The organism is Rhizobium sp. R711, assembly GCF_002211365.1.
Lineage (GTDB): Bacteria > Pseudomonadota > Alphaproteobacteria > Rhizobiales > Rhizobiaceae > Rhizobium.
The window spans coordinates 53,150-66,004 of sequence record NZ_LOKZ01000038.1 but is presented as its reverse complement, the minus strand read 5'-3'; the positions used below and the strand labels follow the sequence as shown (position 1 = coordinate 66,004).

Here is a 12,855-nt window from a genome sequence, read left to right as displayed (position 1 = left end):
AAGGGGGATTGGAAAGATTCGTCACATAACGATCGGAGCCACCCCGATCAACAGCTCATGCAGCTTGAATGTGATAAGTGCCCAGGCCACGACGCCGATGATCACGGCATAGAGGTCATACTTCCCCGAGACGAAGGGCCGTAGGGTAAGCCCGCCTGCCCGTTCGCGGCGCTTTAGCGCAATGCGCAGGATGACGCCCCATGCGAGGAAGGCACCGAACAGGAGCACCGAAGAGGTCTCGCCGTTGGCCAAGAGATGCGCGAAAGCCCAGATCTTCACCGACAACACCATCGGATGCTTCGTCTTGACTGCAATATGCCCCGCCGGCAGCAGCGAGGCGACCAGACAGATCAAGGCGAGCAGCATCAGGGTCAGCGTGATATGCGCCATCCAGACCGGTGGAGTGTAGAGAACGCCGGTCACCTGTCGGGCCTGACCGAAGCCATAGATGAGCAAGATCAGCGAGAGAATGCTGACAACCGAATAGACGCCCTTCCAACCGTTCTCGCCAAGACTGTCGATCATGGACTGGCGAAAACCGGGCGCAATGACACGGATCAGATGAAGCCCTAGGAAAATGATGATACCGACGACGAGCAATGCCATGGCGATCTCCTGTGCGTTTTCTGAGACTTAGCCGCAGCGGCACAAAAACGCTAGCGTCACCGCAGCTTCGCCGCATTTCTGTAACAGGAAAACCGCAAACAAATTGTCGCGGTGTCCATGTTTCGTTCGTTTTTCAAAGCCTCCCTCGCCCTCTCTTTGCTCATTCCCAGCGCGGCCGGCGCAGTCGACCAGCCGAAACAGCTGGTTATCATCTCCTTCGACGGCGCGCACGCCAACGCGCTCTGGCAGAAGAGCCGTGAAATGGCGGCGAAGAACGGCGCGCATTTCACTTATTTCCTCTCCTGCACCTTCCTGATGAACCAGGCGGCCAAGAAGGCCTATCAGGCACCGCATGAAAAACAGGGCAAATCCAACGTCGGCTTTGCCCAGAGCGACGACGAGATCCGCGAGAGGCTCGGCAATATCTGGCACGCCCACCTCGAGGGCCACGACATATCGAGCCATGCTTGCGGCCATTTCGATGGTCGCCAATGGAGCGAAGCCGACTGGTCGAAGGAATTCGCGACATTCCGCGCCACACTGAAACGCGCCTGGAAGAGCGTCGATCTCGAAGAGCCGAAGGGCTGGCAGGACCTGGTCGATCACGGCATCCACGGCTTCCGCGCCCCCTACCTCTCGGCGACGCCGGGCGCAGACATGATAGCGGCGGAGAAAAAGGCCGGCTTCACCTATGACGCAAGCCTCGTGACCAAGGGACCCGCCATACCGCTTGAGGAGGCCGGCGTCGTCCGCTTCGGCCTGCCGCTGATCCCCGAAGGCCCGCGCGAGAAGCCTATCATCGGCATGGACTACAACCTTTTCGTTCGCCATTCTAACGGCGAGGAGGACAAGGCCGATTCGAAGGCATTTGAAGAGCGTTCGTATGCGGCCTTCAAGGAGGCGTTCGACAAGCAGTACACGGGCAGCCGTATTCCGCTGCAGCTCGGCTTCCACTTCGTCGAGATGAACGGTGGCGCCTACTGGCGCGCGCTCGACCGGCTGGTGAGCGATGTCTGTCACCGCGCGGACGTCGCCTGCGTCAGCTATTCCGAAGCGATCCCGATGATCGAGGCGCGCGGCAAGCTGCAGGAGCAAACGCAAACCTCAGGGCTATAGGGAAGCACTACCGTCACGTATGCTTTTGCCGGGTATGAGAACAGCCGCACGTGAGATTGAACGCGCGGGCTCTCAATCGGGCACATGCTCCATGATGATTTGCGTGTGCAGCATCGGCGCCGCCTCGGCTCCGAAATAGGTTTCGAGCAGCGGCAGAAAATCCTCCGACAGATAGAACTCCGTCAACGCCCGATCGGCCAGCAGGCGGAAATCGGCGTCGTCGCGTGGTAGCGCGATCGCATAGGGTTCATGCGTAAAGAGCCGGTCGCCGATCTCGAGTGAGGACGGATCGTGCGCCCGCTTGGCGAGGCTGATCAGCAGCGCCTGATCAGCGATATAGGCATCGATCTTGTGATCCTCCAGCGCCTTAAGACCGTCCTGGTGCGTTTCGAAATCGGCAAGTTTCGTCTTCGACACCTGGGTTGCCAATGCCTCGCGCAGCGTTGTGCCTGTTGTCGTGCTTGCGTGCACGCCGATTACGCGTGTGGATGCGACATGCTCGCTAACGGCATGAACAGCGGGCTTTTCGACAAAAAGAGTCTGCAGATAATTCGGTGAATCCTTGCGGAGCAGCGCGGTCGCCCCCGTAAGGAAGATTGGTTGTGAAAAGTCGACGATCTCCCGCCTCTTCAAATTGACGGTGATCGCACCGCAAAGCAGATCGACCTGTCCATTTTTCACTCCATCGAAGCCGTTCGCGAGCGTCATTTCAATGTATTCGCGCTTCAATTGCGGAAACTGATGCTCTATTTCATCGGCAATCTTGCCGCACAGGTCGATGGCATATCCCGTCGGAGCGGCGCCCGGCTTGTTCGAGGAGAAGGGCGCCTCGTCAGCGATATAGCCGATGCGCAGGATACTGCGCTGGGTTATCAAGTCGAGCGTCGCAGCGCCTGCCGCGAAAGCAGAAAGGCAAAGGGCAAGGCTCGCCAGCAGAAACCGTCTCATGCACTCTGCGATAGGCATGATCCTCATCTCCGAAAAACGAGTACAACCTCAAAGGCGTACTCGCAGATTATGGGCCGCCCGCCATTTGTCAACCGAGGCAGCCGTCGGCGCAAAAGCGGCACGAACGGCATGACGGCATTTGCGACCCATTCCGGTTTCCTGCAGCCGACGGGATTAGCCGTCGGCGTGGATGATGCCCGCCTCGCGCTCCAGATAGCGCTGGTCGATATCTGGCAACGGCTCGCCCCCGATCGCGGATTCGAAGGTGCGCAGGCGCTTGTAGATCGACAACAGCTCGACGATCGTCGTCCACGAGTTGACCAGATACTGGAAGGAGCCGCGCACCTGATCGAACACGTTGTTGATCTGCGTCATCAGGCCAAGCGTCAGCTTGCCGGCGACAATCGACGGCACGAGCACGATGAGGCTGAACAGGTTGTCGGCCTGCAGATAGAAGATGCGGGCGACGTTGAAATACATGTAGTGGAAATAGAGCCGGAAATAGTTGCGGCGCACGTTGGCAAAAAGCTCGGCCACCGTTGGCGGCGTCGCGCGGTCCGCGTGGTCTTCGCCGTAGACGAGTTCCTTGCGGTACGAGGCCTCGACACGCTGGTTACGGAACTCGAGGCCCGGCAGCTTGATACCGACCAAACCGAGGAAAACCGTTCCGAAAATCGACCAGAACAGTGCCGCCCAGACGAGCGCATGCGGCACCTCGCCGATCAGCGGCAATTCCGTGATGTTGGCGCCGATCTTGAACAGCACCGGCAGGAAGGCGATCAGCGTCATGACCGAGCTGACAAGGCTGACTCCAAGGCTTTCCACCGTCGAAGAGAAGCGCATCGTGTCTTCCTGAACACGCTGCGAAGCACCTTCGATATGGCGAAGCTTCGGCCAGTACGACATGTAGTATTCGTTCATCGCCGTGCGCCAGCGGAAGATCCAGTGGCTGACGAAGAAAAGGTTGAGCACGCCGACGGTGATTGCCACGAAGGCGATGCCGGCAAAGCCCAACATGCCGAGATAGAGCTGCGCCGCGGTGACTGGTGCCGTCTTCGCGAGCGCTTGCTGGATCAAGTCATAGAAAGGCCCATACCAGGCGTTGATGGCAACGCTCACCTGAACCGAGAAATAGGTATTGAAGATGATCAGGGCGGAACCCAGCACCGACCATAGCTGCCAGCGATGTGGGCTGTAGGTGAACCAGAACGCGGCGAAGAGCGCGACTGCCACAGTGTAATAGATATAGAACCAGAGGAATGGAGCCGACCAGAAGACCGAGACACCGATCGGAGCTTCCTCCCCGGGAGGCAGTGGCGCGAGGCCAATCACCGAACCGAGGCCGGAGCCCACGAAATACCAAAAGAGAACGGCCAGAAGTGCCCAAGCGACAGCTGAGATGAAGAAAAGCCTAGGCTTGGGGAAATAGGATACGAACACGGGAGAGCTTGCTTTCCTGAACTGGAGTCTTCGGAGTCTCTAAACAGACCAATTGCGGCGAAAACTACGGCAGTTCGCAAAGGGCGGCAATGGGCTCACCCTATTGTTACGCACTTGTAAGGCACTATCACAGCTTCCTGGCGACCGGTATCACCAGCATCGCGCACACCAGCAGCGCCGCGGCCGCGGCGTAAGTCGGCGTCGTGAAGTTGCCGGTTCGCTCGGCCATCCAACCCGCGACGATGGGACCGACGATCTGCCCGACCCCGAACGCCGCCGTCATCGTCGCAAGGATACGCCGCGGGCTGGCCGGCGAGAGCTTGCGGCCGATCTGTAGGCCATAGGCGGTGATCGCGAGGAAGGTCGCGCCAAACAGGGCGCCACCGATGAGCGGAGCCACCGAGCGAGACAGGAGAACGGTCGCGAGTACCCCGACGGCCTCGATCAGCAATGCGGCCACATACACCATCCCCAATCCCAGCGGACGGACGAAGGGCTTCCAGGCGAAGAGCGCCACCGACGCCGTCAGACCGGCGATGAACCAGCAGAGAAATTCGACCGTCGGCCCGGCAGCGTCCATGCGCGCGATCGTGACCAGAAACGTGCCGGTAATCACATAGCCGAATCCGAACAGGCCATAGGACGCCACGACGAGCAGCATTGGGACGCTCCAGGCGATCCGCGGTTCCTTGCCAGTCTGCGCCGCGGCAGCCGGCCCTGCCGGAAGCAACCACCAGACCGCTATCAGGCTGGCGGCCGAATATAGGGCGCCGCCGATCCAGGATGCCCGCCAAGCGTCTGCGCTTCCATCAAAGAGCAGCCCGACCAGCAAAACCATGACGGACGAGAGCGCGATGCCAGCGTCCGGGCCACCGAAATGCGCCGCTTGCACATGGTCATTACCGGCCAAGGCCCCGTGGCTGAGCACAATCTGCGAACTGAAAACGAGAGCAAAGGCGCTCGCAACACCCGCCAGGAAACGGATGATGGCAAAGACCGGAACGGATGTTGTCATGGCCATGGCCGCAAGAAGCAACGCCGTCGCCGCCAGTGCAAGAAGCGCCACCTTGCGCTCCCATCCGGTTGCCCAGCCATAGGCGGCGAGAACCGCGCCGACGAGATAGCCGACGAAATTCGCAGAGGCGATGAAGCCTGCATCGGCGGCCGATAGCGGCACGCCGCTAATCATGCTCGGCAGGATTGGGGTATAAGAAAAGCGGCCAAAACCCATGGCAGCTGCCATGGCGATCGCGCCTGCAAGTCCGGTCCTGAACAGGTTCTCGGGGAGAGTTTCATTGCGTGCCAACATGCAGTGCTTATCGCCCTGCAGCATGGCGGCGACAATCAAGAATTTCTGATCGATTGATCAATCGCACGAAATCATGCCGACGCCCCTTGAAAGCGATTATCTTACGATATATGTTTTACGACATAGTGAAAGATACATCAAAGGAGTGACCTATGAGAGGTTTTAGAGGTGGAATGATGGGCGGCGGCGGTTTTCGCATGGGGCGGAAATTTGCGTCGGGCGACCTGCAACTGGTGATCCTGGCCCTACTGGTGGAGCAACCCCGCCATGGCTACGAGCTCATCAAGCTCTTGGAAGAGCGCTCGGGCGGCTTCTATGTTCCAAGCCCCGGCGTAATCTATCCGGCGTTAACCTACCTGGAAGAGACCGGCCTTGCCGACGTCGAGAGCGAAGGTACCAAGAAGCTCTACCGCATCACGGAGAGCGGTCGCAGGCTTGTCGAAGACAACCAGTCGATGATCGACATGACGCTCGGAAAACTGGAAAAGATCGGCGCGAAGATGGCGCATGTCCGCAGGATCTTCGACCCCGAAAGCCGCAATGGCGACCGGGACGAGGACGGCTTCCCGGAAGACAAGAGCGAGGTCGCAACTGCACGCATGCTGCTGAAATCCGCACTTCGGTTGCGCTATCCCTGGTCGAAAGACGAGGCCAAGCGGATCGCCGGTATTCTCGAGCGCGCGGCCGGTGAAATTCTTGCCGGCGGACGTTCGGGCGAGTGACGGCTCAGGCGCTGCCTTCCGGCAGCGTCATGATCAGCGGACCATTTCGTGTTGCGACGATCGTGTGCTCGTATTGCACGGTCGGAGCCTGCGGGTCCGAGTAGAGCGTCCAGGCGTCGTCGCCCCCCTCCGCCCATGTTGCACCAAGCGAAAGGAACGGCTCGACAGTGAAGACAAGGCCCTCCGTTATCATCCGCTTCTCGGATGGATCCGGCCAGGTCGAGAGTTCGGCCGGTTCCTCGTGCAGCGAGCGGCCGATCCCGTGGCTCGCCAGATTGGCGACGAGGGTATAGCGGTTCTTCAAGGCGAAGGCGCCGACCGCCTGCCCGATCTTGGCGAGCGGCTCGCCCGATTTCACCTGGTTGAGACCAACCCAAAGCGCCCTTTTGCCATCGCGGCAGAGCTTTTCGATCTTTGACTTGTGAGGTGGAACACTGAACGATGCGCCCGTGTCGGAAAAGAAGCCGTCCTTCTCCGCGGATACGTCGATATTGACCAGATCCCCCGGACGAATGATGCGCGGCCCCGGAATGCCGTGGGCGATTTCCTCGTTGACGCTGATGCAGGTCGCACCGGGAAACTGGTAGCAAAGTTCGGGCGCGGAACGCGCGCCGGCATCTTCCAGCACCTTGCGACCGATCTGATCGAGCTCCAGTGTCGTGATGCCGGGCTCAAGCGATGCGCTCATCACCTGCAAGGCATTGGCGCAAATTCGGCCGATTTCCTTCAGCTTGAGGAGTTCGTCTTCGCTTTCAATGATCATGAATGTCTACCCGGCCTTCTTCGGCCGGTCGGCCGGCTCTCGATCAGGATGAGAGCACGACGGCGTTCGGAATCCAATTCATCCTTTCGGCATCATGCTCTAGCTTCAGGCGGTGGCTTTCGCCTCTTCGCTGCTTTCAGTCAATGCCTTTCTGACGATTGGCGCGACTTTCGTGCCATACAACTCGATGCCGCGCATGATCTGGTCGTGGGGCATCAGGCCGATCGCCATCTGCAGCAAAAAGCGCTCGTTCTTGAACAGCCGATGATGCGCGATGATCTTCTCGGCCACCAGTTCCGGCTCACCTACGAAGAGCGCACCGTTCGGTCCGCGCGACATATCGAAATGTGCCCGGTTGGTTGGCCCCCAGCCACGCTCGCGGCCAATCCGGTTCATCACCTCGGCCTGCGGGCCATAGAACTGATCGGCCGCGGCATCCGTGGTATCTGCGATGTAGCCGTGCACGTTGATGCTGGTCTTCAGCTTCGATCCCTCCTGTCCGGCCCGGCGCGCTGCTTCGCGGTAGAGATCGAACAGCGGTGCGAAGCGTCGCGGCTCGCCGCCGATGATCGCCAGTGCTACCGGCAAGCCCATGGCACCGGCGCGGGCAACCGATTGCGGCGTGCCGCCGACGGCGATCCACAAGGGCAATGGGTCCTGCAACGGACGGGGATAAACGCCACGCCCATTGATCGGCGCACGCAGTTCGCCCGACCAGGTGACAGTTTCCTGATCGCGGAGCGCCATCAGCAAATCGAGCTTTTCCTCGAAAAGCTGATCGTAATCCTCCAGATTGTAGCCAAAGAGAGGAAAGGATTCGATGAACGAGCCCCGTCCCGCCATGATTTCTGCACGTCCGTTGGAAAGCAGGTCCAGTGTCGCGAACTGCTGGAAGACCCGAACCGGATCGTCGGAACTCAAGACCGTCACGGCGCTGGTTAGCCGGATGTTCTTGGTTTTCACGGCAGCGGCAGCCAGCGCAACGGCGGGAGCGGAAGCCGCATAGTCCGGCCTGTGATGCTCACCCAACCCGAAGACATCCAGCCCGACTTGATCGGCGAGTTCGATTTCCTCGAGCAGATGCTTCAGTCGCTCTGCCCCCTCCTCACCCTTGCTTCGGTTTGGATTCGGGTTCACGTCGGCAAAGGTGTAGAGGCCTAGTTCCATGGCTCGCATCCCGTTGAATCTACAGATGGAGATAAGGACGGAGCGACCTCAGCGCAAATACAAATTCTGGAACCGATCGTTCGAGAATATTGATAGGTAGTCCGCCGCGACTTGGGATCGCGGCGGAATTCTGATTCTGAAATCAACGACTTCAAAGCTTGAATGGAATCATTTTCCGAACGGCTTCGTATCTCAGATAAAGGCCGCCCCAGGCAATCAGCCCGAGATAGACTCCGAACAGCAAATGCGAGAAGATCGGGCTCCCAACGCGCAGATGCGTTGCGATCGCGCCACCGAGCAGACCTGTGAGCAGAATTGCCCCGAGCACCGACGTCCGCGGGATTGCATAGAGCAGCGCGCACAACAGCGTCACAATGCCGAGACCGCGAGCAAGCATCGGATCGCCCGAGTAGCCGAGCGCGGTCATCGTATCCGTGACCGGCGCGATCGGCACCAGCTTGATGGCCCCGTCGAAAACGAGGAAGGCCACGATCAACCCGCTCATGACAGTGCCGGTGACGGTTTGCCAGCGCGGAAGCCGGGCACTTGAATCAACAATTGCGGACATACCTCTATCCCCCTATTTCAATTCCGATTTCAGATCCTGGGAAGTAGTTCGGCGAGCTGATCGGCGCATTTGCCCCACCCCTCGTGGAAGCCCATCTGCTCGTGCTGCTCCTTGTCGGCGGCCGTCCAGTGGCGGGCCTTGGCGGTGTATTTCGTTCGGCCGTTGCCGAGGTCTTCGAGCAGGATGATGCCGACGAAGAACGGCTTTTCAGACGGCACCCAGGAACTGGTGAAGGCGTCGGTAAAGACGATTTTCTCGTTTTCGACGATCTCCAGATAAACGCCGCGGTTCGGAAATTCCTGGCCCTCGGGGCTGCGCATGACAATAAGGTTCGAGCCGCCCGGACGTACGTCGAGCTTGGCGTCCGCGATGCTCCAGGGACGCGGAACGAACCACTCCTTCATCAGCACGGGATCCGTCCAGGCCTTAAAAATCTTCTCGCGCGGGGCGTCGAATTCGCGGACGAGAACCAGTTCGTGTTGAGCTTCCTCGGTCATTTCAGCATTCTCCTGTTGAACGAAACCTGTTTTCGATCAGGTTGTTACAAGGACGTGGGAGCTTTTCCGGCTCCGACAACCGGATAGGATCTTTTTGAAGATTATTTCGCGACCGGCTGCGCATCCCCATGGGCGAGGCTGTCGATCTGCTGGCGGATATGCGCGGCTTCCGCTGCCGAGTGAGCAAGCGCGATGGCGCGATCGAAGGCCTCATGCGCCTCATGGGCGCGGCCGAGTTGCTTCAGCAGGCCGCCACGCAGACCGTGATAATAGAAATAGCCGTCGAGCTTCTCGCCGAGCGTTTCGACGAGCGCCAGCGCCACTTCCGGTCCTTTGAGCTTGGAGACGGCGACGGCGCGGTTGAGCGTAATGACGGGTGACGGCTGAACACGCTCCAGCGTCCGATAAAGCAGCTCGATCTCTTCCCAATCGGTATCTGCGGCGCGCTTGGCGCGGGAATGCAGTGCCGCGATGGCGGCCTGCAGCTGGTAAGGCCCCGGCTGGCGATGGCGGATCGCCTTGTCGAGCAACGCCAGCGCCTCATTTATCAGCTCGCGGTTCCAAAGCGAGCGATCCTGATCCTCGAGCAGCACGATATCGTTTTCGCCGTTGAAACGGGCCTGGCGCCGCGAAATCTGCAGGAGCATCAGCGCGAGCAGCCCCATTAGCTCGGGCTCGCCGGGAAAAATGCGCAGTAGAAGCCGCGCAAGCCGGATCGCCTCGTCGCTGAACGCACAGGCCTCGTGCTTCGGATCGGCCTGGCTGTAGCCCTCGTTGAAGATGAGATAGATCATCGTACTGACGATCGAGAGCCGCTCGGCACGTTCCTGCGCATCCGGCGTTTCGAAGGGCACACCTGCCTTGGCAACCCGTGCCTTGGCCCGTGTAATCCGCTGTTCCATGGCGCTTTCGCCGACGAGGAAGGCACGAGCGATCTGCTGCACCGTAAGACCCGAGACAATGCGCAGCGCCAACGCGATCTGCTGCGTCGCGGGCAGATCCGGATGGCAGCAGATGAAGAGCAACCGCAGGATATCGTCGCGATAGTTGGAATCGTCCAGCCGTTCGGCGATATCGCTTTCGGCATCGCCGGTATCGGAGATCAGTTCCTCCTCCGGAAGCGCCTGCGTCTTTGAACGCTTGCGCACGGCGTCGATGCCGCTGTTGCGGCCGACGAAGATCAGCCATGCCGTCGGATCGCGCGGCGGCCCCTTGTCCGGCCAAGTGCGGATAGCGCGCAGGCAGGCCTCTTGAAAGGCCTCCTCCGCGATGTCGAGATCGCGGAAGTATCTGAGCAGCGCGCCAAGCGCCTTCGGTCGGGCCGAAGCAAGTGTCACGTCGATCCAGGCAATGTCTGTCATGTCGCAGAAGCTCCCGGCCGGAACACGTAGAACGGCCGAATTTCATAAGAGGTGGAACCAGGATTGACGGTGGAAAGCTCCTTGGAGAAGGCGACGGCCTCCTCCAGAGTATCGAAATCAACGACGTAGAAACCGAGAAGCGCTTCCTTCGTTTCCGCGAAGGGACCGTCAAGAACGAGCGGTTCTTCCTTGCCTTTACGCACGGTCGTCGCCGCCGTCGTTGGCATCAGCCGGCCGACAGGGCCAAGCTTGCCGCGTTCTGCCAAGGGTGCCTGGACAGCGTAGAGCTTCGCCATCACGGCGTCCTCCTCCTCCTTGGTCCAGGAGAATACGGTCTCTTCATTGGCGTAACAAAGGATTGCATAAAGCATGTCTTACTCCTCTTCCCGAATGACGAAGGAGTAGCGCGACATCCGACAGGACGCAGCAAAAAATTGTAGCATGCGGAAGGAGATGCTGAGTGTCCCCAGGAGCAGCAAGAATGGCGAACGCGATATGAGACCAAGCAGACGGCGCGTACGCCGCTACCCTCTCAGATGAAGACCACCAGCCTGAGAAGCGTTACGCTACCTCAGTTCCCATCCGTTTGGACCGAGCCGACGGCAACGGCTTCCTGCACCGCCAACTCAGCCATAGCCAATGCGGCCTCGCGGGTCTTGGCTGCCGCAACGAAGCGGCCGTTGTGGCAGAACGTTGCGCCTTCCACGCCGCAAACAGCCTCCAGATCGTGATTGGTCAGGCCGGCCCAGGCAGCCGGCAGATCCGCTCGAAGCTCAAACCCCTCGTCCCCACGGCGAATGCCGGTCACACACCAATCCCTTTCGCGCGGGTGAACGACAAAGAGAAGATGATCGGCGCCGGCCTTTACGATCGCAGGACGGAAAGGCATTCCAGTCGGAAGTTCGAGGACGCGCCCCGGTCCCGTACGCACGATTGCCTGCAGGACAAGCGCCTCGGCCCGCAATTTCGCAGCGCTTTGGGCGATCTTCGCCTCGACCAAACTGCGGGCGATGACCACTGCGTCCTGAAATCTGCGATCGTCGGCATCCGGATCAGTCTCGTCGAACACCGGCTTCAAGGTTTCAAGCAAGGCCGGCAACGTCAATCCGGCCAGCGGTCCCGACGGGCTGAGCGCGCCGTTATCCGTCAGATCGATCGGCAGCACAAAGGCGAGATCAAACGAGGCATGCAATGCCTCGACGTGGGTTTCGGGAACACCTGTGGCAACCAGGTAGTCGCGACCGTAGTGCTTCCATATCAGACCGAACGAGCTGTAGGGCTGCCCATCCCCACGCAGCGGCGCACCGCGCTGATGGTGGTCGAAGAGACGCACAGCGGGGTCATATCCGCCGCCGACGTCATAGATGATGCGATCGGCGCCTGGCGTGATCCACTCTGGTGCCCGGCTGCGGATCAGACGGGCCTGCGGGAAAAGCCGAGTCAGGATGACGCTCGACAGCACTTCGTCGGCATGGAAACCACCGGAATGGGTGACGAGGAAATCTGGTGTCATGCCAGGATGCGCCTTGTTGTTTGCGACGGCCGCTTGCGGTCGGCAGCACATAACCCTTGCTGGCTGCCATCTCAACCCGTCATTGGCCCAATTCCCTTTTTGGTTCGCGATCGAAAAGCGGCAACCTACACGACGGCGCCCTCGCCGGCATCCGCCGGACTTCGTGCTCTGCGGTGGTCTATATCACTTGATATATGCGCCGTGGCTAATGCCTCGTTATTCTGTTTTGATTGATGGGTTGTGGGCCCGATACCGGATATCAAGCGACAGGAGGAGGAAATGCGGTCGATTTCTCTGGTGCTGTTGATAGCGTTACCCGCTGTCGCTCATGCCAACAGCGGCTTCAGTAGGCTGATACCGGAGGTCATCCGCGACTCGCGGCACAGGCTGGTTTTTGCACAGCGAACCACGGAAGCCCGTTGGGAGGCGCTGATCGAGGCCGGCGTCGTGAAGTTGGGCGGATCCTTTCCGATCGCTGCCGACGAACAACACGTGGGAATGGTCGTCCATGCATTGCCGATCGCCGGCGAGGCCCATGACATTTTCGCCGCTGCGGACCTGCTTCTTGTGATAACGTCGGCGATCAGGGATGCTAAGGTCGATGACGGCCTCCTTGCAGGTCTGTTCGACCTGACGCCTGCCGAGGCCAGCGTCGCGCGCGAGATCGGGCTTGGTCAGAGTGTGGAAGTTGTCGCCAAGGCCCGAAACGTCTCCGTCGGCACGGTCCGCGCTCAACTCCACACGGTTTTCGAGAAGACGGGAACGAGTGGTCAGATCGATCTCGCCCGCCTCGTCGTGGGACTTGGCAAGTAAACCGGCCTGCTCGGACGTGGAGCTAGACGGCA

At 60.0% G+C, this 12,855-nt stretch carries 14 protein-coding genes; 3 read left to right on the top strand and 11 right to left on the bottom strand.

The window, feature by feature from the left end:
- Positions 1-21: 21 nt before the first annotated feature.
- Complete coding sequence (locus ATY80_RS26450) at positions 22-606, bottom strand: NnrU family protein (protein ID WP_088695263.1); 585 nt, start codon at positions 604-606, stop codon at positions 22-24.
- Between the two features lie 117 nt (positions 607-723).
- Here ATY80_RS26450 and ATY80_RS26445 point away from each other — a divergent pair, with 117 nt between their 5' ends.
- On the top strand, positions 724-1,722 hold the full coding sequence (locus ATY80_RS26445; RefSeq protein WP_088695262.1) for a polysaccharide deacetylase: 999 nt from the start codon (positions 724-726) through the stop codon (positions 1,720-1,722).
- A gap of 72 nt (positions 1,723-1,794) precedes the next feature.
- Here ATY80_RS26445 and ATY80_RS26440 read toward each other — a convergent pair whose 3' ends face one another.
- The 3 genes from ATY80_RS26440 to ATY80_RS26430 form a co-directional block, all read right to left on the bottom strand.
- Positions 1,795-2,688 carry an amino acid ABC transporter substrate-binding protein gene (locus ATY80_RS26440; protein ID WP_088695261.1) on the bottom strand — a complete coding sequence of 298 codons (894 nt, stop codon included), beginning with the start codon at positions 2,686-2,688 and terminating at the stop codon, positions 1,795-1,797.
- A gap of 156 nt (positions 2,689-2,844) precedes the next feature.
- Positions 2,845-4,110: a peptide antibiotic transporter SbmA gene (sbmA, locus tag ATY80_RS26435; protein WP_088695260.1), complete on the bottom strand. Its 1,266-nt coding sequence runs from the start codon at positions 4,108-4,110 to the stop codon at positions 2,845-2,847.
- A gap of 127 nt (positions 4,111-4,237) precedes the next feature.
- Positions 4,238-5,443, bottom strand: a complete 1,206-nt coding sequence (locus ATY80_RS26430) for a YbfB/YjiJ family MFS transporter (protein ID WP_088695408.1) — start codon at positions 5,441-5,443, stop codon at positions 4,238-4,240.
- Positions 5,444-5,571: 128 nt separating this feature from the next.
- On the opposite strand from ATY80_RS26430, the gene ATY80_RS26425 reads away from it, so the two are divergent.
- Positions 5,572-6,141 (top strand): PadR family transcriptional regulator, encoded by a 570-nt coding sequence (locus ATY80_RS26425; protein WP_088695259.1) that lies wholly within the window; start codon positions 5,572-5,574, stop codon positions 6,139-6,141.
- 4 nt (positions 6,142-6,145) lie between these two features.
- Here ATY80_RS26425 and map read toward each other — a convergent pair whose 3' ends face one another.
- From map to ATY80_RS26390, 7 genes are all read right to left on the bottom strand, one after another.
- Positions 6,146-6,904, bottom strand: a complete 759-nt coding sequence (map, locus tag ATY80_RS26420) for a type I methionyl aminopeptidase (protein ID WP_088695258.1) — start codon at positions 6,902-6,904, stop codon at positions 6,146-6,148.
- Between the two features lie 105 nt (positions 6,905-7,009).
- On the bottom strand, positions 7,010-8,071 hold the full coding sequence (locus ATY80_RS26415; RefSeq protein ID WP_088695257.1) for an LLM class flavin-dependent oxidoreductase: 1,062 nt from the start codon (positions 8,069-8,071) through the stop codon (positions 7,010-7,012).
- Positions 8,072-8,222: 151 nt separating this feature from the next.
- Positions 8,223-8,639: a DoxX family protein gene (locus tag ATY80_RS26410; protein ID WP_088695256.1), complete on the bottom strand. Its 417-nt coding sequence runs from the start codon at positions 8,637-8,639 to the stop codon at positions 8,223-8,225.
- Between the two features lie 29 nt (positions 8,640-8,668).
- Complete coding sequence (locus ATY80_RS26405; RefSeq protein ID WP_088695255.1) at positions 8,669-9,136, bottom strand: SRPBCC family protein; 468 nt, start codon at positions 9,134-9,136, stop codon at positions 8,669-8,671.
- A 101-nt stretch (positions 9,137-9,237) separates the two neighbouring features.
- A complete protein-coding gene (locus ATY80_RS26400) occupies positions 9,238-10,497 on the bottom strand; it encodes an RNA polymerase sigma factor (RefSeq protein WP_088695254.1) in 1,260 nt (419 codons plus the stop codon).
- On the bottom strand, positions 10,494-10,868 hold the full coding sequence (locus ATY80_RS26395; protein ID WP_088695253.1) for a YciI family protein: 375 nt from the start codon (positions 10,866-10,868) through the stop codon (positions 10,494-10,496). The genes ATY80_RS26400 and ATY80_RS26395 overlap by 4 nt, the downstream gene beginning before the upstream one ends.
- Before the next feature lie 200 nt (positions 10,869-11,068).
- Positions 11,069-12,010, bottom strand: coding sequence for an MYG1 family protein (locus ATY80_RS26390; protein WP_088695407.1), 942 nt, complete (start codon positions 12,008-12,010; stop codon positions 11,069-11,071).
- Between the two features lie 279 nt (positions 12,011-12,289).
- Here ATY80_RS26390 and ATY80_RS26385 point away from each other — a divergent pair, with 279 nt between their 5' ends.
- On the top strand, positions 12,290-12,823 hold the full coding sequence (locus ATY80_RS26385) for a LuxR C-terminal-related transcriptional regulator (RefSeq protein ID WP_088695252.1): 534 nt from the start codon (positions 12,290-12,292) through the stop codon (positions 12,821-12,823).
- The last annotated feature ends 32 nt before the right edge of the window (positions 12,824-12,855 follow it).

What these genes read in the sequence shown, in the direction of transcription:
- ATY80_RS26450 (WP_088695263.1), bottom strand. Translation starts at nt 606, where the DNA reads ATGGCATTGCTCGTCGTCGGTATCATCATTTTCCTAGGGCTTCATCTG.
- ATY80_RS26445 (WP_088695262.1), top strand. Translation starts at nt 724, where the DNA reads ATGTTTCGTTCGTTTTTCAAAGCCTCCCTCGCCCTCTCTTTGCTCATT.
- ATY80_RS26440 (WP_088695261.1), bottom strand. Translation starts at nt 2,688, where the DNA reads ATGCCTATCGCAGAGTGCATGAGACGGTTTCTGCTGGCGAGCCTTGCC.
- ATY80_RS26430 (WP_088695408.1), bottom strand. Translation starts at nt 5,443, where the DNA reads ATGCTGCAGGGCGATAAGCACTGCATGTTGGCACGCAATGAAACTCTC.
- ATY80_RS26425 (WP_088695259.1), top strand. Translation starts at nt 5,572, where the DNA reads ATGAGAGGTTTTAGAGGTGGAATGATGGGCGGCGGCGGTTTTCGCATG.
- map (WP_088695258.1), bottom strand. Translation starts at nt 6,904, where the DNA reads ATGATCATTGAAAGCGAAGACGAACTCCTCAAGCTGAAGGAAATCGGC.
- ATY80_RS26415 (WP_088695257.1), bottom strand. Translation starts at nt 8,071, where the DNA reads ATGGAACTAGGCCTCTACACCTTTGCCGACGTGAACCCGAATCCAAAC.
- ATY80_RS26410 (WP_088695256.1), bottom strand. Translation starts at nt 8,639, where the DNA reads ATGTCCGCAATTGTTGATTCAAGTGCCCGGCTTCCGCGCTGGCAAACC.
- ATY80_RS26405 (WP_088695255.1), bottom strand. Translation starts at nt 9,136, where the DNA reads ATGACCGAGGAAGCTCAACACGAACTGGTTCTCGTCCGCGAATTCGAC.
- ATY80_RS26400 (WP_088695254.1), bottom strand. Translation starts at nt 10,497, where the DNA reads ATGACAGACATTGCCTGGATCGACGTGACACTTGCTTCGGCCCGACCG.
- ATY80_RS26395 (WP_088695253.1), bottom strand. Translation starts at nt 10,868, where the DNA reads ATGCTTTATGCAATCCTTTGTTACGCCAATGAAGAGACCGTATTCTCC.
- ATY80_RS26390 (WP_088695407.1), bottom strand. Translation starts at nt 12,010, where the DNA reads ATGACACCAGATTTCCTCGTCACCCATTCCGGTGGTTTCCATGCCGAC.
- ATY80_RS26385 (WP_088695252.1), top strand. Translation starts at nt 12,290, where the DNA reads ATGCGGTCGATTTCTCTGGTGCTGTTGATAGCGTTACCCGCTGTCGCT.